This is a genomic window from Nocardioides panacis, from assembly GCF_019039255.1.
Classification (GTDB): domain Bacteria; phylum Actinomycetota; class Actinomycetes; order Propionibacteriales; family Nocardioidaceae; genus Nocardioides_B; species Nocardioides_B panacis.
The window spans coordinates 759192-780269 of the sequence record NZ_CP077062.1; the positions used below are offsets into that span (position 1 = coordinate 759192).

At 72.5% G+C, this 21078-nt stretch carries 17 protein-coding genes and 1 pseudogene; 9 read left to right on the plus strand and 9 right to left on the minus strand.

The features are described from left to right. The first annotated feature begins 47 nt into the window (after positions 1–47). Positions 48–2642 (plus strand): alpha-glucan family phosphorylase, encoded by a 2595-nt coding sequence (glgP, locus tag KRR39_RS03820; RefSeq protein ID WP_216940816.1) that lies wholly within the window; start codon positions 48–50, stop codon positions 2640–2642. 45 nt (positions 2643–2687) lie between these two features. On the opposite strand, the gene glgX is transcribed toward glgP, so the two are convergent. Next, complete coding sequence (gene glgX / locus KRR39_RS03825) at positions 2688–4847, minus strand: glycogen debranching protein GlgX (RefSeq protein WP_216940817.1); 2160 nt, start codon at positions 4845–4847, stop codon at positions 2688–2690. A 68-nt stretch (positions 4848–4915) separates the two neighbouring features. On the opposite strand from glgX, the gene KRR39_RS03830 reads away from it, so the two are divergent. The 4 genes from KRR39_RS03830 to KRR39_RS03845 all read left to right on the plus strand — a co-directional run bounded on the left by KRR39_RS03830 (position 4916) and on the right by KRR39_RS03845 (position 8003). Further along, on the plus strand, positions 4916–5695 hold the full coding sequence (locus KRR39_RS03830; protein WP_216940818.1) for an enoyl-CoA hydratase/isomerase family protein: 780 nt from the start codon (positions 4916–4918) through the stop codon (positions 5693–5695). Between the two features lie 41 nt (positions 5696–5736). After that, positions 5737–6114 carry a hypothetical protein gene (locus tag KRR39_RS03835; protein WP_254185496.1) on the plus strand — a complete coding sequence of 126 codons (378 nt, stop codon included), beginning with the start codon at positions 5737–5739 and terminating at the stop codon, positions 6112–6114. Between the two features lie 146 nt (positions 6115–6260). Continuing rightward, positions 6261–7028, plus strand: a complete 768-nt coding sequence (locus KRR39_RS03840) for an electron transfer flavoprotein subunit beta/FixA family protein (RefSeq protein ID WP_254185497.1) — start codon at positions 6261–6263, stop codon at positions 7026–7028. Positions 7029–7043: 15 nt separating this feature from the next. Continuing rightward, positions 7044–8003: an electron transfer flavoprotein subunit alpha/FixB family protein gene (locus tag KRR39_RS03845; protein WP_216940820.1), complete on the plus strand. Its 960-nt coding sequence runs from the start codon at positions 7044–7046 to the stop codon at positions 8001–8003. A gap of 61 nt (positions 8004–8064) precedes the next feature. Here the strand turns inward: KRR39_RS03845 and KRR39_RS03850 are convergent, their stop codons facing one another. From KRR39_RS03850 to KRR39_RS03880, 7 genes are all read right to left on the minus strand, one after another. Beyond that, the gene (locus tag KRR39_RS03850) at positions 8065–9384 is read right to left on the minus strand and encodes a sensor histidine kinase (protein WP_216940821.1); all 1320 of its coding nucleotides are present in this window, start codon (positions 9382–9384) and stop codon (positions 8065–8067) included. Between the two features lie 100 nt (positions 9385–9484). After that, positions 9485–11086 carry an ABC-F family ATP-binding cassette domain-containing protein gene (locus KRR39_RS03855; RefSeq protein ID WP_216940822.1) on the minus strand — a complete coding sequence of 534 codons (1602 nt, stop codon included), beginning with the start codon at positions 11084–11086 and terminating at the stop codon, positions 9485–9487. 102 nt (positions 11087–11188) lie between these two features. After that, entirely contained in the window at positions 11189–11863 is a 675-nt protein-coding gene (locus tag KRR39_RS03860; RefSeq protein WP_216940823.1) for a response regulator, read from the minus strand. A 117-nt stretch (positions 11864–11980) separates the two neighbouring features. Continuing rightward, positions 11981–13012: an ATP-binding protein gene (locus tag KRR39_RS03865; RefSeq protein WP_216940824.1), complete on the minus strand. Its 1032-nt coding sequence runs from the start codon at positions 13010–13012 to the stop codon at positions 11981–11983. 480 nt (positions 13013–13492) lie between these two features. Then, positions 13493–14092: a hypothetical protein gene (locus KRR39_RS03870; protein WP_216940825.1), complete on the minus strand. Its 600-nt coding sequence runs from the start codon at positions 14090–14092 to the stop codon at positions 13493–13495. Between the two features lie 49 nt (positions 14093–14141). Next, complete coding sequence (locus KRR39_RS03875) at positions 14142–15062, minus strand: signal peptidase I (RefSeq protein WP_216940826.1); 921 nt, start codon at positions 15060–15062, stop codon at positions 14142–14144. A 71-nt stretch (positions 15063–15133) separates the two neighbouring features. Beyond that, positions 15134–15796 carry a SipW-dependent-type signal peptide-containing protein gene (locus KRR39_RS03880; protein WP_216940827.1) on the minus strand — a complete coding sequence of 221 codons (663 nt, stop codon included), beginning with the start codon at positions 15794–15796 and terminating at the stop codon, positions 15134–15136. Between the two features lie 225 nt (positions 15797–16021). Here KRR39_RS03880 and KRR39_RS03885 point away from each other — a divergent pair, with 225 nt between their 5' ends. After that, positions 16022–16789 carry a hypothetical protein gene (locus tag KRR39_RS03885; protein WP_216940828.1) on the plus strand — a complete coding sequence of 256 codons (768 nt, stop codon included), beginning with the start codon at positions 16022–16024 and terminating at the stop codon, positions 16787–16789. 13 nt (positions 16790–16802) lie between these two features. Here the strand turns inward: KRR39_RS03885 and KRR39_RS03890 are convergent, their stop codons facing one another. Next, positions 16803–18242 carry a DEAD/DEAH box helicase gene (locus KRR39_RS03890; RefSeq protein WP_216940829.1) on the minus strand — a complete coding sequence of 480 codons (1440 nt, stop codon included), beginning with the start codon at positions 18240–18242 and terminating at the stop codon, positions 16803–16805. A 550-nt stretch (positions 18243–18792) separates the two neighbouring features. Here KRR39_RS03890 and KRR39_RS25890 point away from each other — a divergent pair. The 3 genes and pseudogenes from KRR39_RS25890 to KRR39_RS03905 all read left to right on the plus strand — a co-directional run bounded on the left by KRR39_RS25890 (position 18793) and on the right by KRR39_RS03905 (position 21077). Then, positions 18793–19456 (plus strand): annotated as a pseudogene (locus KRR39_RS25890) (endonuclease/exonuclease/phosphatase family protein). Positions 19457–19504: 48 nt separating this feature from the next. Continuing rightward, the gene (locus KRR39_RS03900; RefSeq protein ID WP_216940830.1) at positions 19505–19819 is read left to right on the plus strand and encodes a hypothetical protein; all 315 of its coding nucleotides are present in this window, start codon (positions 19505–19507) and stop codon (positions 19817–19819) included. 40 nt (positions 19820–19859) lie between these two features. After that, entirely contained in the window at positions 19860–21077 is a 1218-nt protein-coding gene (locus KRR39_RS03905; RefSeq protein WP_216940831.1) for a cysteine desulfurase family protein, read from the plus strand. The last annotated feature ends 1 nt before the right edge of the window (position 21078 follow it).

Consider the following 21078-nt stretch of genomic DNA (forward strand, 5'->3'; position numbering starts at 1 on the left):
ACGCGAATATTGGATCGTTCAAGTCCTTCTGCATTAGGGTGCTCCGCGTGAGAGCAATCCGTCGGTTCACCGTCCGTCCTGTCCTGCCCCAGCCGCTCGAGGCGCTCGGTGAGCTCGCAGGCAACCTGCGCTGGTCCTGGCACCCCGAGACCCAGGATCTCTTCGCGTCCGTCGACGCCTCGGCGTGGGAGGCCTCGGGTCACGACCCGGTGCGCTTCCTGGGCGCCGTACCCCTGGCCCGTCTGGACCAGTTGGCCGGCGACGCGGAGTTCCTCGGGCAGCTCGCGGCGGCCCGGTCCGACCTCGAGCGGTACATGACCGGTGAGCGGTGGTACCAGCGCAGCGCCTCGAGCGAGACGCCGCTGCCGGCCTCCATCGGCTACTTCTCCCCGGAGTTCGGCATCACCGCGGTGCTGCCGCAGTACTCCGGCGGTCTCGGCATCCTGGCCGGCGACCACCTCAAGACCGCGAGCGACCTCGGCGTCCCGATCATCGGCGTCGGTCTGCTCTACCGGCACGGCTACTTCCGCCAGTCGCTGTCCCGCGACGGCTGGCAGCAGGAGACCTACCCGGTCCTCGACCCCGACGGCCTGCCGCTGTCGCTGCTGCGCGAGGAGGACGGCTCGGTCGCGAAGATCGAGATCGGCCTGCCCTCGGAGGAGTCGCTGACCGCCCGCATCTGGGTGGCCCAGGTCGGCCGCGTCCCGCTGCTGCTGCTCGACTCCGACGTGGAGGAGAACAGCGAGGTCATCCGCACCGTCACCGACCGCCTGTACGGCGGCAACACCGAGCACCGCCTGCGCCAGGAGATGCTGCTCGGCATCGGCGGCGTGCGCGCGATCCGCGCCTTCTCCCGGATCACCGGCGCCACCGCCCCCGAGGTCTTCCACACCAACGAGGGCCACGCCGGCTTCCTCGGCCTCGAGCGGATCCGCGAGCTCACCGAGGACGCCGGCCTGTCCTTCGACGCCGCCCTCGAGGTCTCCCGCGCCGGCACGGTGTTCACCACGCACACGCCGGTCCCGGCCGGCATCGACCGCTTCCCGCTCGACCTGGTCGCGCAGTACTTCGGCGGCGACAACGCCTGCCCGGGCGTCCCGGTCGACCGGATCCTGGCCCTCGGCGCCGAGCAGTACGACGGTGGCGACCCGGCCATGTTCAACATGGCGGTGATGGGGTTCCGGCTCTCGCAGCGCGCCAACGGCGTCTCCCAGCTGCACGGGGTGGTCAGCCGCGGCATGTTCGGCGGGCTCTGGCCGCAGTTCGACGCCGAGGAGCGCCCGATCACCTCGATCACCAACGGCGTGCACGCGCCCACCTGGGTGGCCCGCGAGATCTTCGACCTGGCGCGCAGCCACGGCGTGCGGCCCGGCCCGGACCCCGACGCGGACGACCCGCACCTGGTCTTCGACGTCGTGGACAAGGTCCCCGGCAAGGAGATCTGGGACACCAAGCGGATCCTCCGCCAGCGGCTCGTCGACGACGCGCGCTCCCGGATGCGGAAGTCCTGGAAGCAGCGCGGCGCCGCGCCGGCCGAGGTCAAGTGGATCGACTCGGCGCTCGACGCGAACGTCCTCACCATCGGGTTCGCCCGTCGCGTGCCGTCGTACAAGCGGCTCACGCTGATGCTGCGCGACCCCGACCGGCTCAAGCGTCTGCTGCTGCACCCGGAGCGCCCGGTGCAGCTGGTCATCGCCGGCAAGTCGCACCCGGCCGACGAGGGCGGCAAGAAGCTGATCCAGGAGATGGTGCGCTTCGCCGACGACCCCGAGGTCCGGCACCGCATCGTGTTCCTGCCGAACTACGACATCGCGATGGCGCAGCCGCTGTACCCGGGCTGCGACGTCTGGCTGAACAACCCGCTGCGCCCCTACGAGGCCTGCGGCACGTCCGGCATGAAGGCGGCCCTGAACGGCGGCCTGAACCTCTCCATCCTCGACGGGTGGTGGGACGAGTGGTACGACGGCAACAACGGCTGGTCGATCCCGTCCGCCGACGGCGTCGACGACCCCGACCACCGCGACGACATCGAGGCCACCGCGCTCTACGACCTGATCGAGAACGAGGTCGCGCCGCGGTTCTACGACGAGGACGAGGAGGGTACGCCGGTCCGCTGGATCGAGATGGTCCGGCACACGCTGAAGTCCCTCGGCCCCAAGGTGCTCGCCGACCGGATGGTGCGCGACTACGTCATGAAGCTCTACAGCCCCTCGGCGCAGAGCTCCCGGACGCTGAACGGCGACTACGCCGGTGCGCAGCAGCTCGCGGACTGGAAGCACCACGTCCGCACCGGCTGGTCCGGCGTGGGCATCGACCACGTCGAGAGCAGCGGGATCTCCGACGCCCCGGAGATCGGCGACAAGCTCGAGGTGCGCGCCTTCGTGTCCCTCGGGTCGCTCTCGCCGGACGACGTCGACGTCCAGGTGATCCACGGCCGGATCCGGCACGAGGACGACCTGGTCGACACGACCGTCTCGTCGCTCGCGCTGGGGGAGACCTACGAGGCCGGCCGGCACCGCTTCGAGGGCACCGTGTCGCTGGCGACCTCCGGCCCGTTCGGCTACACCGTGCGGGTGCTCCCGAAGAACCCGCACCTCGCCTCGGCCGCCGAGCTGGGCTTCGTCACCCTGCCGCACTACTGACCGACCGTGTGACGACCCCCCGCCCCTCCGGGTCGGGGGGTCGTCTCACACCTGGCGCAGCACGATCAGCGAGCGGGGCTCGATGTCGATGACCTCGCCGGCCGACAGCACCTCGCCGAGGGGGTGGCCGGAGTCGGTGCTCAGCACCACCTCGCCGGCGACCACCCACTGGTTGGCCGGCAGCTTGGCCTTGCCCGGCTCGGAGTGCGCGTGGAACCACATCAGGAACGACGAGTCGTGCTGCTCCTCGCCGTGGGGCCCCGGTGCCCGCAGCGGCTGGCCGGAGACGAACATCCCGAGGGTGTGCAGCCGCTCGTCGTACCAGTCCGCCTCGGTCATCTCCCGGCCCTCGGGGTGCACCCAGGCGAGGTCCTTCGGGCCGCCGCGCCGGGTCGGCCGGCCCTCCAGGAAGTGCCGCTGCCGCAGCGCCGGGTGCTCGCGCCGGAGCCGGAGCGCGGTCTTCGCCACGTCGTACAGGTCCAGCCAGGCGTCGTCGGGCCGCCAGTCCAGCCAGGACGTCTCGTTGTCCTGGCCGTAGGCGTTGTTGTTGCCGCGCTGGGTGCGGCCCCGCTCGTCACCGGCGGTGATCATCGGGACGCCGGCCGACAGCAGCAGGGTGGCCAGCAGGTTCGCGGCCTGCTTGTGCCGCAGCGCGGTGACGACCGGGTCGTCGGTGTCACCCTCGACCCCGCAGTTCCAGGACCGGTTGTTGTCGGTGCCGTCGCGGTTGTGCTCGCCGTTGGCCTCGTTGTGCTTGTGGTCGTAGGAGACCAGGTCGCGCAGCGTGAAGCCGTCGTGCGCGGTGACGAAGTTGACCGAGGCGTACGGCGAGCGGCCGTCGTCGGCGTACAGGTCGGAGGAGCCGGACAGCCGGGAGGCCACGTCGCGGATGCCGCCGGAGCGCAGCCGCCAGAAGTCCCGCAGGGTGTCGCGGTACTTGTCGTTCCACTCGCACCACGGCGGCGGGAACCGGCCCACCTGGTAGCCGTCCATGCTCGCGTCCCACGGCTCGGCGATCAGCTTCACGTGCCGCAGCACCGGGTCCTGCCCGATCGTGGTGATGAAGTGCCCGCTGAGGTCGACCCGGTGCCCGGTGCGGGTCAGCGCCGGCGTCAGGTCGAACCGGAACCCGTCCACGTGCATCTCGGTGACCCAGTAGCGCAGCGAGTCCAGGATCAGCCGCAGCGCCGGCGGGTACGCCGCGTCGACCGTGTTGCCGCAGCCGGTGACGTCGAAGTAGGTGCCGCCGTCGTTCACCCAGTCGACGTGCTTGTAGTAGCCGATGTCGTCGAGGCCCCGGAAGCTGAGCACCGGCCCGAGCGGGCTGCCCTCGGCGGTGTGGTTGTAGACGACGTCGAGGATCACCTCGAGCCCGGCCTGGTGCAGCGCCTTGACCATCGCCTTGAACTCGCGGACCTGCTCGCCGCGGTCGCCGGCCGAGCTGTACCCGTTGTGCGGCGCGAAGTAGCCGATCGAGTTGTAGCCCCAGTAGTTGGTCAGCCCCGACTCGGCGAGGTCCGGCTCGGAGACGAACTGGTGCACCGGCAGCAGCTCGACGGTGGTGACCCCGAGGTCCTTGAGGTAGTGCACGGCGGCGTTCGTGGTCAGCCCGGCGTAGGTGCCGCGGATCGCCTCGGGCACCTCCTCGTGCAGCGCGGTGAACCCCTTCACGTGCATCTCGTAGACGATCGTGTCGGTCCACCGGTGCCGGGGCCGGACCTGCTCGTCGTCGCCCCAGTCGAAGTCGTCGTGCACGACGACCGAGCGAGGGACGTACGGCGCGGAGTCGACGTCGCTGCGGGGCCCGCGCTGCGCGGCTCGCACGTCGTCGAGGTCGCGGGACGCCGGCCGGGGGTAGCCGTAGATCGGGCCGTCCGGCACCACGGTGCCGCTGACCGCCCGGGCGTAGGGGTCCAGCAGCAGCTTGGCCGGGTTGAACATCCGGCCGCGGGTCGGCTCCCACGGACCGTCCGCGCGGAAGCCGTAGCGCTGACCGGGCGCGAGGCCGGGCAGTGCCCCGTGCCAGATGCCCAGCGTCTTCTCGGTCAGCCGCCAGCGGGTCTCCACGTCGGCGCCGTCGACCTCGTCGAACAGGCAGAGCTCGACGGAGGTGGCCTCTGGGGCGAACACCGCGAAGTTGGTGCTCTCCTCGTCCCACGTCGCGCCCAGGGGCTGATGGCTTCCGGGCCACGCGGACTTCGTCACCCGGACATTGTGCCGGACGACCTGGCTAGGCTCGGCGCGACAGCGACAGCGACGTGAGGAGAACGACGATGGGCGAGTTCGTACGGCTCGAGGTCGAGGACGGCGTGGGCACGATCCGGATCGACCGACCGAAGATGAACGCGCTCAACGTCCAGGTGCAGGAGGAGATCCGCGCGTGTGCCGCCGAGGCGGCCGAGCGGAACGACGTACGCGCCGTGATCGTGTACGGCGGCGAGCGGGTGTTCGCGGCCGGGGCCGACGTCAAGGAGATGGCGGAGATGTCCTACACCGACATGGTCGCCCGCTCGGGAGGTCTGCAGTCGGCGTTCACGGCGGTCGCGAAGATCCCCAAGCCCGTCGTCGCCGCGGTGACCGGCTACGCGCTGGGCGGCGGCTGCGAGCTCGCGATGTGCGCCGACGTGCGCATCGCGGGGGAGGGCGCCACGCTCGGCCAGCCGGAGATCCTGCTCGGCGTCATCCCCGGCGCCGGCGGCACCCAGCGGCTCGCCCGGCTGGTCGGCCCGGCCAAGGCCAAGGACATCATCTTCACCGGCCGGTTCGTGAAGGCCGACGAGGCGTTGCGGATCGGCCTGGTCGACCAGGTCGTGGCCGACGACCAGGTCTACGCCGCCGCCCGGACCTGGGCCCGGCAGTTCTCGGCAGCCGCCTCGTTCGCGCTCCGGGCGGCCAAGGAGTCGGTGGACCGGGGCCTCGAGACCGACCTCGAGACGGGGCTGGAGATCGAGCGGGTCCAGTTCGCGGCGCTGTTCGCGACCGAGGACCGCACCACCGGGATGCGCTCGTTCGTCGACAACGGCCCCGGCAAGGCGGAGTTCCAGGGGCGCTGAGGGTCGGCTAGGGTGCGGTCAACTCATCCCAAGGAGAACGCGTGACCGACACCGAGAAGCCCGTCGAGAAGACCGAGGAAGCCCCGGTGCAGCGGAAGAAGAAGGACCGCCAGGTCGGCCGCAAGGTCGTCGCGGGCACCAACGCGATCCGCGCACGCATCGCGTCGGTCGTCTGGCTCGTCGCCGTGGTGTGCGCGCTGTTCCTCGCGGTCGGTGCGCTGCTGGTCGCGCTCAAGATGAACCAGGACAACGCGATCGTCGCCTTCGTCCTCGACGGGGCTGCCAAGCTCGACTTCGGCTCGTTCAAGGACTTCACCGGCAAGGGCGCCGCCACCAAGGAGGCGCTGACCAACTGGGGCATCGCCGCGGTGATCTACCTCGTCGTCGGCAAGGTGCTGGACCGGATCATCCGCCCCTGACCAGGTGGCCGAGCGGGGTGGGGACGTGTGACTGACTCCACCCCGGACCCGGTTTCCAGCGTTGCTACGCGCGGGTAACCTCAGGACCAACCGACTCATCAGGAGGGGCCCTGCGGGGCCATGACGCCATGAACATTGTCGTATGCGTGAAGTACGTTCCGGACGCCACCGCCGACCGGCACTTCGAGGATGACAACACCGTCGACCGCGTCGGCGTGGACGGCCTGCTCTCCGAGCTCGACGAGTACGCCGTCGAGCAGGCCCTGCAGATCAAGGAGAAGCAGGGCGACGACACCACCGTCACGGTGCTGACCGTCGGGCCCGACCAGGCCACCGACGCGATCCGCAAGGCCCTGCAGATGGGCGCCGACAAGGGCGTGCACGTGGTCGACGACGCGATCGCCGGCTCCGACGCGCTGGCCACGTCGCTGGTGCTCGCCGAGGCGGTCAAGAAGACCGAGCACGACCTGGTCGTGTGCGGGATGGCCTCCACCGACGGCTCGATGGGCGTGGTCCCGGCGATGCTCGCCGAGCGGCTCGGCGTCCCGGCCGTCACCCTCGGCTCCGAGATCAGCCTGGAGGGAAGCACCGTCACCATCCGCCGCGACGGCGACACCGCCACCGAGACCATCGAGGGCACGCTGCCCCTGGTGCTGTCGGTGACCGACCAGTCCGGCGAGGCGCGCTACCCCTCCTTCAAGGGCATCATGGCCGCGAAGAAGAAGCCCCTGGAGACCTGGTCGCTGGCCGACCTCGGTCTCGAGCCGGCGCTGGTCGGCCTCTCCGCCGCCTGGAGCGCCGTCGAGGGCACCGAGGCCCGCCCGCCGCGCACGGCCGGCGAGGTCGTCACCGACGAGGACGGATCGGGCGCCACCGCGCTGGTCGAGTTCCTCGCGTCGAAGAAGTTCATCTGAGAGGGCTGATCAGCTATGAGTGAAGTTCTGGTTCTCGTCGACCACGTCGACGGCAAGGTCACCAAGCCCACCACCGAGCTGCTGACGATCGCCCGCCGCCTGGGCGAGCCGTCCGCGGTGCTGATCGGCGGGGACGCCGGCACCGCGGCGGAGACGCTGACGAAGTTCGGCGCCGAGAAGATCTACGTCGTCGACGATGCCGACGTGAAGGACTACCTGGTCGCACCGAAGGCCGAGATCCTCGCGCAGCTGGTGGAGAAGACCTCGCCGGCCGCCGTGCTGGTCCCGTCCGGCGGCGAGGGCAAGGAGATCGCCGGCCGCCTGGCGGTCAAGATCGACTCCGGCCTGATCACGGACGCGGTCGACGTCCGGGCCGGTGACGGGGGAGCGCCGGTGACCACGCAGTCGGTGTTCGCCGGCAACTTCACCGTCCAGGCGAAGGTCACCAAGGGCGTCCCGGTCATCACCGTCAAGCCCAACTCCACGACCCCGGAGGCCGTCGACGGCGCCGGGACGCAGGAGCCGTTCGCGGCGACGATCAGCGACACCGCCAAGGGTGCGCGGATCACCAAGTCCGAGCCCCGCAAGGCCTCCGGCCGCCCCGAGCTGACCGAGGCCGCGATCGTGGTCTCCGGCGGCCGCGGCACCGGCGGCAACTTCGAGCCGGTCGAGGGCTTCGCCGACTCGCTCGGTGCCGCGGTCGGCGCCTCGCGCGCGGCCGTGGACTCCGGCTGGATGCCGCACGCGTTCCAGGTCGGCCAGACCGGCAAGACGGTCTCCCCGCAGCTGTACGTCGCGAACGGCATCTCCGGGGCCATCCAGCACCGGGCCGGCATGCAGACCTCCAAGACCATCGTCGCGGTCAACAAGGACGAGGAGGCGCCGATCTTCGAGCTCGTCGACTTCGGCGTCGTCGGGGACCTGCACGCGGTGCTGCCGAAGGCGACCGAGCAGATCGTCGCGCGCAAGGGCTGACGCCCGCCGCTGCACCGAGCCCCTGGACCTACGGGTCCGGGGGCCCGTGGCATCCTGCCGCTCAGGCGTGCTGGCCCACGCCGTCCCAGCGCGGCACGATGACCTCGGCGCGCTGGTCCGCGGCGGCCGGCAGGACGAGCACGAACGTGGTGCCGCCGATCCGGTTGCGCAGCTCGAGGCTGCCGCCGTTGCGGACCATCAGCGACCGTGCCCCGTGCAGCCCGCCGACCGCCCGGGCGGCGTCGAGCGCCGACATGCCCGGCCCGCGGTCGGTCACCGAGATCTCGATGCGTGCGTCGATCGCGACCACGTGCACCGTGACCGGGCTGCGCGGCGCATGGGTGGCCGCGTTGGCGAGCAGCCGCTCGACGGCGGCGGCCAGGTCACCGGATCGGGCGTGCGCGACGCCGACGCCGCCCCGGAGCCGGATCTCCTGGCCGGCCTCGAGACGCGGGCGTACGACGGCGGCGACCACCTCGGTGACGTCGAAGTCAGTGACCTGCTCGGTTCCGGGCCCGACGGCAGCGGTGTGCGGGTCGCCGGACAGCTGCCGGGTGCGGTGCTCGACGGCCGCCACCAGCCGGGTGGACTCCAGCAGGTCGACGTACGCGCTGTGCGCGGTGATCATCGCGACCGAGGCGAGCAGCGCGGAGGACGGCAGGGCCCAGGTGCCGGGACGCAGCTGGTCCAGCGCGTTGAGCAGCTCGACGACGCCGAGCGAGGCGTACAGCGGGGCGACCCGGCCGGCCCAGGGCTGGACGGCGTCGCGGACGGAGGCGGCCAGGCCGATGGCCACCCAGGCACCGGCCAGCGCCACCTCGACCACCACGCCGAGCAGCACCGGCCCGGAGACCCGGTCCGGCGTGACGGCGACCAGCCCGGCGAGGCCGGCCAGACCGAGCAGCGCGGTGACGACGGAGACCCGGAGGGTGCGCACCCAGTCCGTCGGCCGGCCCTCGTCGGTGACCGTCATCGCCCGCAGGGCGAGCGCCAGGCAGCCGGCCGTCCCGAGGGCGCGGGCGCCGAGGGCGGGGCCGGGCTGCACGTCGTGGCGCAGCACCTGGCCGACGAGGTTGCCCACGGGCAGGCTGATCAGGCAGAGCGCGACCATCGCGGCCGCGAGCAGACCGCTGTGCGGGTCGGTGGTGACCCGCCAGCGGGCCAGCCGCAGCACCGCCGCGGCCAGGAAGAGGGCGGCGGCGCCGAGCGCGAACGCGTCGCGGGCCAGCGCGTCGGGGGAGAGGCTCTCGACGTTGAGCAGCGCGACCAGGGAGACCAGCGCGGTGCCCACCGAGACGGCCAGCACGCAGGGGCCCAGCACGCTGCCCGGCCCGGGGATCTGGAGCTCCCCGGGCTCGCGGTCTGCTCGTTCCCCGGCCATACCAGGAGTCTGCGTGGCGGACCGGGCAGCCACGACCCCCGTTGGGCTCGGGTGCGCAGTCGAACAGGTCGGCTGAATAGCCCGTTCGGGCCATCCGCGACTAGAGGACGAGCGTCTCCCCGGACCAGCGTCGGCGCAGCCACCGGTCGTGACTGGCCACCACGACGGTGCCCGACGAGTGCTGCAGGGACTCCTCGAGCTCGTCGGCCAGGGCCAGCGAGATGTGGTTGGTGGGCTCGTCGAGCAGCAGCAGGTCCGGCTTGCGGGCGACCAGGATCGCCAGCCCGAGCCGGCGCTGCTGGCCGGTGCTGAGCACGCCGACCGGCCGGGAGAGCTCCCGCGGGTGCAGCAGGCCGAGCTCGTGCAGCGGGACCGGCGAGCCGGTGGCCGCCTCGTACGCCTCCGCGGCGCTGCGCTCGGGTCGCCCGAACACCACGTCCTGGGGCAGGTGCCCCACCAGCCGCGCGGCCACCGTCACCTCCCCGGAGGTCGGCGCCAGCTCACGGGCGACGACCTTGAGCAGCGTCGACTTCCCCGACCCGTTGGCGCCGGTGACCAGCAGCCGCCCGCCCGCCGGTACGTCGACCCGGGGCAGGTCCAGCCGGCCGGCCACCCTCAGGTCGCGGACCGCGACGACCGTGCCGTTCGAGCGGCGCTGCGCGAGCACGCCGTGGAACCCGAACGGTGCCGGCGGCTCGGGGATCCTGTCCCGCTCGAGCACGTCGATGCGCCGTTCGGCGTCCCGGACCCGCCGGCTGACCGTGCGGGCGACGTTCTGCCCCTTGAAGTGGTGGATGAACTTGTCGCCGTCGCGCGGCGGACGACCGTGCGCCACCTGCCGGGCGGTGGTCTCCGCCGACTCGCGCAGCGCGGCGAGCTCGTCCTGCTGGGCCTCGAAGGCGGTCTGCCAGCGGCGCCGGGCGGCCCGCTTGGCGGCCAGGTAGGCGGTGTACCCGCCGGTGAACCGGTTGCCGCCCTCGCCGTCGACACCGAGGTGCGACGGGTCGAGGTCGACCACCGCGCCGCACACCGCGTCGAGGAAGGCCCGGTCGTGGCTGGCGACCACGGCCACGCCGGGCAGCGAGACCAGGAACTCCTCGAGGAGCGCGGTGGCCTGGTCGTCGAGGTGGTTGGTGGGCTCGTCGAGCAGCACGCAGCCCGGCCGCCGGGTGACCAGCGCCGCCAGCGCGAGCCGGCTGCGCTGGCCGCCGGACATCGTGGCCACCGGCCGGCGGCGGTCGAGCTCGCCGAGCCCGAGCCGGGCGGCGGCCTCGTCGGCGCGGCGGTCGGCGTCCCAGGCCTCGTGCAGGCTGGCCCAGGTCAGCGTCGCGTCGTACTCCTCGGCGGCGTCCGCGTCCTCGAGGAGAGGGGCGAGCTCCTCGAGCCGGGCGACCGCCGCGTGCAGCGGGGCGAGGGCGGCGTCGAGGACGTCCCCGATGGTCGCCCCGTCCGGGAAGTCCGGCTCCTGCGCGAGGTACCCGAGGTCGTCGGGACGCTCCACCGACCCCGCGTCCGGCTCCTCGACGCCGGCGAGCAGGCGCAGCAGCGTCGACTTGCCGGCGCCGTTCTCGCCGACCACACCGAGCGGCTCGCCGGGCTGGGCCAGGAGGTCGACGCCGTCGAGGACGACGCGGTCTCCGTAGGTGCGCGACAGGTCGCGACCGACGAGGGCAGAGGGGCCGGGCAACAGGGCTTCGGACATGAGGACACCGATCGGGGGGTGCGGACGGGGGGACCGGTGTCAGTGCTTCATGGGAGTCCCAGTGTGCCGTCCCGCAACCGGTCGTGCCAAACCGGACAGAGGTCAGTCCATGCGCCAGCGTGCCCGGTGGGCCAGCGCCACGGCCTCGAGCTGCGACGTGACCCCGAGCTTGGTCAGCACCCCGCGGACCTGGCTGCGCACGGTCGCCTCAGAGACGAAGGACGCGGCGGCGAACGCCGCGACTCCCACGCCGTCGCAGAGAGCCTGCAGCACCTGCGTCTCGCGCTCCGTGAGCCGTGCGAACGTCGCTCGCTCCGACGCCCTGCGGGACCTGTGCGCCCGCAGGTCCGCGAGCATCCGATGTCGCTGGACGGGATCCATGACGCGCTCACCGCGGGCCACCGCGACAGCGGCCTCCAGGAGGTGCTCGAAGGCGACGCTCTTGGACACGACGTCCGACGCGCCGGCCTCCACCGCCCGCGCGACCAGCTCGCGGTCCGTCGAGGCACTCACGACCAGCACTCGGCAGCCGGCCTCCACGAACGGCTGCACGAGGTCGACCCCGTTCCCCAGCGTGTCGCCCAGCTCGAGGTCGAGGAGCACGAGGTCCGGTGCCGAGCGCCTCGCCTGCTCCACGAGGCTGTCCCGGTCGACCAGCTCGGCGACGATGCAGGCGACGCCTTCGAGGTCCAGGGCGAGAGCGAGGCTCTGGGCCAGCAACTGGTGGTCGTCGACCAGCAGGGCACGCAGGACGGGGCGCTCCTCAGCGAGCGTCACGCTGACGCCCGCAGGCGGGAGTCGGACCGCTGCACCGGGAGCGGAGGCACGGCGTGCTCGGACGCGGGAAGCCTGAGGACGAAGGTGGCACCGCCCCGGCGCGTGAGGAGCTCGAGGTCACCGCCCTGCCTCCGCATCGCCTGCCGCGCGAGGTGGAGACCCAGTCCCGAGCCCGGGCTCGAGGACCCGCGCGTCCCCCCGCTCGAAGGCCCAGGCCACCTCGTCCGCGCTGAGTCCGGGTCCGCTGTCGGAGACGACGATCTCGACCCCGGACGGACCGCGGCTGACGTGCACGACCACCGGGCTGCCCGGGGCGTGTACCTCGGCGTTGACAAGGAGGTTCTGCAGGGCGGTTGCCAGGTCGTCGGGCCTGCCGTGGGTGTGCCCGTCGATGCCGCCCCAGACCTGGATCCTGGTGCCCAGGGCCCGCCGCGTCTCGACGACCGCGGCCACGACCTCGACGACGTCGAAGTCCCGGGTCCCCTCCTCTTCCGGCGCGACGATCAGGTGCTCGAGGTGACGTATCTCGGCGATCGCGGCCGTGCGTAGCCGACCGGCCGTGGATTCGTCGAGCCGGCCGTCGTACCGCTCGAGCGTCTGCAACGCCCCACGGAGGCCGGCCAACGCGTTGCACGCATCGTGCGTCATCTCCTCGCGCCACTCCTCGTGCCCCGAGGCTCGGGTGTGGGCCCGCTGCAGGGCCTCGGCCAGCACGTCCACGTGGGAGCGCTCGTCGGTCATCGCCTGGTCGAGGTCGAGCATGGCCGAGTGAGCCGACAAGGCGGCCGCGCAGACGCACAGGGACAGGGCGGCCAACGTCCAGACCCCCGAGGCCGACGCGTCGAACGAACGCAGCAGCTCGGCCACCCCGACAGCAGCGAGAAGCGGTGCCAGCCGGCCGGCCCACACCCACTCCTGCGAGCGGCGGGCTGCCAGCAGCCCCAGGCCGAACCAGCCGCAGGCGAGCAGTCCTGCGATCAGGACGTACGCCGCATCGGTGCCTGAGAGCATCTCCGGTGCCGTGAGCTGCGCCGCCGCGAGCCCGGCGGACACTCCCAGGACGAGGCACGCGGCCCGGAGCAGGACGCGCAGTGGTTGCGGGCCCGTGTGCTCGGTGGCGCGGGTCAGGGCGCGCAGCACGAGGGTCATGCACACCGCTGACGCCGTGCCACGGACGAGTGGGCTGAGCAGGGAGGCGACCGCGGGTTGGCTCAGTGCATGACCGAGGCCGGTCAGCGGGTAGCAGAGCCCGCCGAGGACGACGAGAGCGCACCCCATGTGGCCGCTTCGTGGCTCATGCGTGACACGCCATCGGGCCAGCCGCAGGCACCCGGACGTGAGGAAGAGCGCGGCCGCCGCGGAGCGGGTGACGCTCGTCATGCGAGCGACGCAACCGGTGGCGGTCGAGTCGACGTCCAGTGCCGACAGGACGATCGCGAGTGCGGTGCTCAGCAGCGCGGCGGCCACCACCACGTGCGTGACCGGCCGGGCGCCTGCCGGATGACGTCGACGAATCATGAGTCCCCTGGTGCGATGTGCTCAGCGGCCCCCCGGCTGCTGAGCACATCCTGTGCCAGATATGACCGACATGGCAGACCCAATGGGGCGAATCCGTCTAGTTAGATCGGACTAGTCCACCGCGCTCGACGGAGCGGTCGTCACGGGCGCCGGCAGCTCGGGCACGGCGACGGAGGCTTCGGCCGCGGGAGTCGTCGCAGAGGCGGGCGGGGCCGGCGGGGCCTGCGTGGGCGACGGGGGAGAGGTCGCGGGCGGTGCCTCCGGCAGCCCGGTCGAGATCGGGGGCACGACGGTGGCCTTGGGCCTCGTCGCGACGAGGACCCGCTCGCAGCCGACGAAGGTGTCGTCGCCGTTGTCGCCCTCGCAGACGTCCCATCCGCGGCCGCCGTCGAGGACGTCCTTGCCGTTGCCGGCCGTGAGGTGGTCGTTGCCCGGGCCGCCGACCAGGCAGTCCGCCTGGTTGCCTCCCGCCAGCAGGTCGTCGCCGTCGTACCCCATCAGGACCTGAGGGTGGTTCCCGTGAGGAGGTCCGCTGCTCCCCAGCACGTCGTCCCCGAGGGTGCCGTAGCGCGTCGTGGAGAGGTGCGCGTGGAGCACCTCGGTGCAGATCTCCGGAGGGTCGGGAGCCCACACCCCCGCGCGTGCGGAACCGTCCAGCGAGCCGACGTCGGAGAGCGTCGCGTACGTCGTTCCGGTGTCGGCAACGGACATGCCCAGGCAGAATGCCGCCGCTGCACCCAGGACGGCTGCGGTCCCACGCCTAGCAGGTCGCACGGCTTGTCCCTTGGCCCGGAGCAGGAGCAGGACCGGCGGGTGATTCGAGCAATGCACGGACCCCGGGGCTCGGAGAACGTCCCGCCAGCAGGGTCGGCGACTCCAGCACGTGGATCGAGACGGCTCCGAGGGACTGCAGGAGCTCTACGGTCGCGACCGAACCGTGCGCCGGCGGCACGATGAGCAGTCGGAACTCCTCGGCCCCCTCGTCGATCAGGGTCGCTCCCCACTGCCGAGCCGCCTGGTCAGGAGTGAGGGCGCACTCCTGGGCGACATGCTCGGTACCGAGCGTGGCGACGACCAGCGTGCGGTCGAGGGTCACCCGAGCGCGGTGATCCGGTTCGGCGGAGCCTTCCCCCTCCGGCGTCCGTCGTGCCCCACGCTCCCTCACAGCACCGGAGAGCTGCGAGACCGCGTACCCACCGCACACCAGCATCGCGACCAAGGCGATGCCGCCCCTTCCGTGCAGACCGTCCCGGACGGCTCCCAGGTACGCGACGTGGAACCACACCTTGCCCCGGACGGCACCCGACGGCACCGGCTCGAGGTCCGCGCCGCGGTTGGCGTCGCCCTTGAAGGTGAAGGCAGTGGGAGTCGTGGAGGTGTCGATCCTGGTGATGCGGTGGGTGATGTAGTCGGGCTTGCCGGGCTTCGGCTGGTACGTCGCGATGTCGCCGACCCGCAGCGTGCCGGGATCAACGGGACGGACGAGCACGACGGAGCCGACCGGGATCTCCGGGGCCATGCTTCCGGTGAGCACCGTGAGCGCGGTTCCATGGGTGGCCCTGGGCAGCACGATCACCACGGCCAGAGCCCCCGTGACGAGCAGAGCGAAAGCGAGCAGGACCAGCCGGGTCGACCAGCGGAGAAGCCGACGCAATGTCCGCTCTCCGGTGTCCCGTGCCATGTCCTGCTCGCTTCCGTCTGGTCTGGGTGACGCGTCGATCTGAGGAGTCAGGGGGACTCCCACGCCCTGGATCAGAGCTGGACCAGGTCGAACCTGAGGTTGAACTTCACGCCGTCGCTCTGCACCTGGTTGCCCGTGTCGCTGGGCAGGTACTGCTCGATCCGGACGCAGTAGCCCTGGCCACCATTGAGGACACCGATCTTCTTCGAGACGTCCTGCGTGCTCTTCAAGGGCGTCGAGTGCCAGATGCTCGTGGTCCCGGAGTCACCGGCCCCGGGGAAGTTGGTGCAGACGCCGGGCGTGCCAGGACGCCAGGCGTACATGTCGGTGCCCAGCAGCGGCGAGACCTCGCCGCCCAGGGTGCCGTCCCCGTCGTTGCTCGCGCTGCAGGTGCTGTCGACGGCCTGCTCGGAGCTGGCGCTCCCGCAGCCGTTCTCGAAGTCGCGGATGTTCTCGACCTTGACGGAGAGCTGGGCGTCCGGCACGGAGGCGGAGTCGCTGCTCGCGACCCAGACGTTCTGGACGAAGCTGTGTCCCGGGTTGAAGTGCCCGAAGTCGAGCGGCGTGGCCGCTGATCCGTTCTGGTTGTTCAGGTTGAGCTTCAGGATCCCCGCCTGGACGGAGTTGTCCGCGATCGTGCCGAAGTCACTGAAAGCCGCGAAGGTCGAGCCGCCGGCCGCGAGTGCGAGGCAGGCGACGCCGGCGAGGCTGCCCTTGACGAGCTTGCTGTTCATGCTGATCCCCTTTGATGGTGTGGCCGAGGCCCCCCCTCGACACTGAGAACACCCTCGCTGGCGCCGGGGTGCGGGGGCATCCTCAAAGTTGATGAAAAGGGTTGCTACTCCTCAGACCTGCCGGGATCACCTGACAGCGGGACATTCAGCAATCTTGACGATGCGGCGCGGCCCGGCCCGGGGCCAGAGTGGGGCGCGAGAGGGCAGCCGAGCAGAGGAGCGATGGTGTCGAGCAGAGCACGCCGGACCCGGCTGGCAGCGCTGTTGCTGCTGGTGATGGCGGCGGGCACGGCACCGGCGGCGAGCGCCGACGACGGTCTGCTGCTCATCGACGTGCCCGGTGACGGGACGGGGTTCGTGCACGACACGGACTCGCCGCTCCTCCGGTTCGGCGAGCTGGCGCCGGGCTACTCGACGTCGGGCACGCTCGAGCTCCGCAACGACTCGACTCGGCGGGCCGGCCTGAGGCTTCGATCGTTCGACGTCGAGGAGAGCGAGAACGGGTGCGTCCGGCCGGAGCGGAACGACGGCGACGTGACCTGCACCGGGGAGGGCGGCGAGCTGGCGGACTGGCTCGAGGTCGAGGTCGGACAGGTCACCCCCGAGGGGGGCAGATCGCTCTGGCAGGGTTCCCTCACCGAGCTCGACGGACCGGGCGCCGGGGTCGCGCTCGCCAGTCTCGGGGCCGGAGAGGTCCTGCCCCTACGCGTGACCGTGACGATGCGGCGCGACGCGGGCAACGACACCATGACCGACGCCGTGGGCTTCGGGTTGCGGTGGTCCGCCCAGACAGACAGCCGAGAGTCGCGCGCGGAGGTCCTCGGGGTGGCTGCCTACGCGCCGACGGGCGGGTCGCCCGCTCCGGCGACCGGGCTTCCGCTGGTCGGTAGGGCGATCCCCGTCTGGCTGGCCCTCGCCGACCTCGCGGTGCTGCTGGGCGGCGGCGTCGTGGTCCTTGCCGTGCGCCGTCGCCGCCCAGCAGCCCCCGCGTGAGTCACGGGCCGGGTCAGCGACCGCGGCGGGCCGAGGAGAACGACGATGCGCTGTGGGTGCCGCCCCCGGTGCCGCCGCTGCTGCGGCCAGCGCTGCTGCGGCCGGCGCCGGACTTGGCCGGCTGACGGCGACCGCCGCCACCGCCGGTGCTGCTCTTCGGGGCGCCGCCGCCACCGTTGCCACCGCGACGACGACCGCCGCCACCGCCACCGCCACCCGTGCTCGGCCGGGCCGGCTCGGCCTTGGGCCGGTCGGCCTCGGCGACGTAGGTGCGCTCGCCGGGCGCGATCTGGGTGAGCAGCGCGTCGCCGAGCTGGATGCGGGTGACGGTCGGCTTGATGCCGGCCTTGCGGGTGAGGTCGCGCACGTCGCTCACCTGCGCGTCCAGCATCAGCGTGACGACGGTGCCCTCGGCGCCGGCGCGGGCCGTGCGGCCCGAGCGGTGCAGGTAGGCCTTGTGCTCGACCGGCGGGTCGGCGTGCACGACCAGGCTGACGTCGTCCACGTGGATGCCGCGGGCGGCGATGTCGGTGGCGACGAGCACCCGGGCGGTGCCGGTGCCGAACTCGGTGAGGTTCCGGGTGCGGGCGTTCTGCGAGAGGTTGCCGTGCAGCTCCACGGCGGGGACGCCGCGCGCGTTGAGCTGGCGGGTGAGCGCCTTGGCGCCGTGCTTGGTGCGGGTGAACACGATCTTCTTGCCCGGCGCCGCGGTCAGGTCGGCCAGGACGGGCACGCGGCCCTCCTTGCTGACGTGCAGCACGTGGTGGGTCATGTTGCCGACCGGCGACTGGGCCGAGTCGACGCTGTGCGTGACCGGGTCGTGCAGGAAGCGCTTGACCAGGACGTCGACGCCGGCGTCCAGCGTGGCCGAGAACAGCAGCCGCTGGCTGTGGCTCGGCGTCTTGTCGAGCAGCCGGCGCACGACCGGCAGGAAGCCCAGGTCGGCCATGTGGTCGGCCTCGTCGAGCACGGTGATCTCGATCGAGCCGAGGTCGCAGTGCCCGGACTGGACGTGGTCGGCGAGCCGGCCGGGGCAGGCGATGACGATGTCGACGCCGTTGCGCAGGCCCTGGATCTGCGGGTTGGGGCGGACCCCGCCGAAGATGGTGATCGTGCGCAGGTTCATGGCCTTGGCCAGCGGGGCCATCGCGGCCTCGATCTGGCTGGCCAGCTCCCGGGTCGGGGCGAGCACCAGCGCGCGGGGGCGGCCCGGCTGGCGCTTGCCGCGGCCCTCGGCCAGCCGCGCGAGCAGCGGCAGCACGAAGGCGTAGGTCTTGCCCGAACCGGTGCGGCCGCGGCCGAGGACGTCGCGGCCCTTCAGCGAGTCCGGCAGCGTGGCGGTCTGGATCGGGAAGGGCGCGGTGATGCCGGCCTCGGTGAGGACCGACACGAGCGCGGCGGGGACGCCGAGCTCGGAAAAGGACAGGGGCGTGCTGGGGCGGGTGTCCGCCATGTGGGGTACTCCAGAGAAGCTAGAAGGGTCGTCCTGCCCGGCGCGACTCGGATCCCGTTCGGGTGCCCGGTCGCGGCGCTCGGTGGATGACGCGTGCCTGGCCCGAGGCAGAACTGATGGGGCCAGCGGGTCCAACAGTACCGGTCCAGGACACAGCGGCACGAATCGAACACTCCCTGTCAGGTGTGACGTGGGCGACCCGCGAGCCCCTAGCGTGGTCCGCATGAAGCTCCGGTGGCTGCTGCTCGGCCTGCTCGTGACGGTGTTCCTGGTCCCGGCCGGACTGCTGACGACCGCCCGCCTGCTCGACCTGCCCGGTGGGCCCTGGGTGCGGCTCGTCTCCTTCGCGCCGTACGCCGTGGTGCTGTACGCCGGGGCGTTGCTGCTCCTGCTGCCGGCCTGGTGGCGGGGCGGACGGTTCTGGCGCGGCACCGCGAAGCTGCTGGTCGTCGCCTCGCTGCTCGGCCTGCTGCTGCACGCGTTCTGGGCCAGCGGGCCCTACCTCGGGACGCCCGCCGCGGAGGCCGCCGGGAAGCACCGGCTGCACGTGATGACCACGAACCTGCGCATCGGGCAGGCGGACACCGCCCGGGTGGTCGAGGTCGCGCTCGCCGGCGACGTCGACGTGCTGGTGCTCGAGGAGGTCACCCCCCAGGCGCTCGCCGGCCTCGAGGGCGCCGGCCTCGGGCAGGCGTTCCGGCACCGCGTGGGGCAGCCCGCCGCCGGGCCCGCGGGCACGATGGTGTTCTCCCGCTACCGCGTCTCGCACGTGGAAGCGGCTGCGCACCGAGTTCGCCGGCTACGGCCTCGACCTGGCCACCCCTGCCGGCCGGGTGCACCTGATCGCCGTGCACCCGCGCCCGCCGGTCGGGGACGTGTCCGGCTGGCGGATGGACCACGGCGTGATCCGGCACGCGGCCCGCGCCACCTCCGAGCGGACGCTGATCGTCGGGGACCTCAACGCGACGATGGACCACGTGCCGATGCGGGCGCTGGTCGGCAGCGGCTTCGAGGACGCCGCCACCCAGGCCGACTCGCGCTGGCAGCCGACCTGGCCGGCCGCCGGCGAGGTGTCCCGGCTCGGCTTCCCGGTCCCGTCGATGGTGCCGATCGACCACGTGCTGGTCAGCTCCGGTCTGCGCGCACTGCGCACGGACACCGTCACCGTCGAGGGCACCGACCACCGCGCGCTGCTCGCGGTCGTCGGGCTGTGACCCGCGAGGAGGCGGGCCTGGCGCCCGGACGCCGAGGACGTTCCACCTGTGGAGCAACGCCGGCTCGCTGCGGGTGATCGACGACCGGACCCGACCCCGCTCGAGCCGCTCAGCCAGATCTGGATGCGCGAGGACGCGCGCTCGCCGTGGCGGGACGAGGTGACCTGGGTCGCCGACGACGGGGTCCGCTACCAGCGGCCCGAGGTGTCGCTGCTGTTCAAGACCAAGCAGCACCGTGTCAAGGACCGCATCGACCTCGACGGCGTCTGGCCGCTGCTCGACGACGAGCGCCGGGCCTGGCTGCGCGAGTCGCTGCGCCGGCTGCACCCGGAACACCCCTGGCAGGCCCGGCTCGACGCCTGAGGTGAGGGGTGCCCCGGCACGCCGTACGCTGGTGAGTGCAATGACCGAAGACACCGTCTACCTCGACCACGCCGCCTCGACGCCGATGTACCCCGAGGCCGTCGCGGCGATGACCGAGCAGCTCACCCGGATCGGCAACCCCTCCTCGCTGCACGCGTCGGGACGGGCCGCGCGCCGGGTGGTCGAGGAGTCCCGCGAGACCATCGCGCGGGCGCTGGGCTGCCGGCCGGGCGAGGTGGTGTTCACCTCCGGCGGCACCGAGTCGGACAACCTGGCGCTCAAGGGCCTGTTCTGGGCCCGCCGGGCGCAGGACCCCCGCCGCACCCGGATCCTGACCTCCTCCGTCGAGCACCATGCGGTCCTCGACCCCCTGCACTGGCTCGCCGAGCACGAGGGGGCCGACGTCGAGCTGCTGCCGGTCGACGCGCTCGGCCGCCTCGACGTCGCCGCGCTGCGCGACTCGCTCGAGCGCGACCCCGGCGGGGTGGCGCTGGTCTCGCTGATGTGGGCCAACAACGAGGTCGGCACGGTCCAGCCCGTCGGCGAGGCCGTCGCGCTCGCGCACGCCCACGGGGTGCCGGTGCACACCGACGCCGTGCAGGCCGTGGGCCAGGTGCCGGTGGACTTCGCGGCCTCCGGCGTGGACGCGCTGACGCTCACCGCCCACAAGGTCGGCGGCCCGTACGGCGTCGGCGCGCTCGTCGTGCGCCGGGACCTGGACGTGACCCCGCAGCTGCACGGCGGGGGACAGGAGCGCGACATCCGCTCCGGCACGATCGACACCCCGGCCATCGCCGGGTTCGCCCGCGCCGTCGAGCTGGCCGTCGCCCGGCAGGCCGAGCACGCCGTGCGGGTCCGCGCGCTGCGCGACGAGCTGGTCGCCCGGCTGCAGGAGCAGGTGCCGGACGCCCAGCTCAACGGCGACCCCGACACCGACCTCGACCACCGGCTGCCCGGCAACGCGCACCTGACGTTCCCCGGCTGCGAGGGCGACTCGCTGCTGATGCTGCTCGACGCGCGCGGCATCGCCTGCTCGACGGGCTCGGCCTGCTCGGCCGGGGTGCCCCAGCCGTCCCACGTCCTGCTCGCGATGGGCCGCGACGCGGAGCAGGCCCGCAGCTCGCTGCGCTTCTCGCTGGGCCACACCAGCACCGAGGCCGACGTCGAGGCGTTGGTCGGCGCGATCGCGCCGGTCGTGGAGCGGGCCCGTGCCGCGGGTGTCGCGGCCGGCTTCGGGACCTCGAAGAAGGCCGGCTGAC

Bases quoted from the DNA above. Each gene is read 5' to 3' on its own strand.
- KRR39_RS03880 (WP_216940827.1), bottom strand. From the start codon at position 15,796: ATGAACAGCAAGCTCGTCAAGGGCAGCCTCGCCGGCGTCGCCTGCCTC.
- KRR39_RS03905 (WP_216940831.1), top strand. From the start codon at position 19,860: ATGACCGAAGACACCGTCTACCTCGACCACGCCGCCTCGACGCCGATG.
- KRR39_RS03870 (WP_216940825.1), bottom strand. From the start codon at position 14,092: ATGTCCGTTGCCGACACCGGAACGACGTACGCGACGCTCTCCGACGTC.
- KRR39_RS03845 (WP_216940820.1), top strand. From the start codon at position 7,044: ATGAGTGAAGTTCTGGTTCTCGTCGACCACGTCGACGGCAAGGTCACC.
- KRR39_RS03850 (WP_216940821.1), bottom strand. From the start codon at position 9,384: ATGGCCGGGGAACGAGCAGACCGCGAGCCCGGGGAGCTCCAGATCCCC.
- KRR39_RS03890 (WP_216940829.1), bottom strand. From the start codon at position 18,242: ATGGCGGACACCCGCCCCAGCACGCCCCTGTCCTTTTCCGAGCTCGGC.
- KRR39_RS03830 (WP_216940818.1), top strand. From the start codon at position 4,916: ATGGGCGAGTTCGTACGGCTCGAGGTCGAGGACGGCGTGGGCACGATC.
- KRR39_RS03865 (WP_216940824.1), bottom strand. From the start codon at position 13,012: ATGACCCTCGTGCTGCGCGCCCTGACCCGCGCCACCGAGCACACGGGC.
- KRR39_RS03855 (WP_216940822.1), bottom strand. From the start codon at position 11,086: ATGTCCGAAGCCCTGTTGCCCGGCCCCTCTGCCCTCGTCGGTCGCGAC.
- KRR39_RS03875 (WP_216940826.1), bottom strand. From the start codon at position 15,062: ATGGCACGGGACACCGGAGAGCGGACATTGCGTCGGCTTCTCCGCTGG.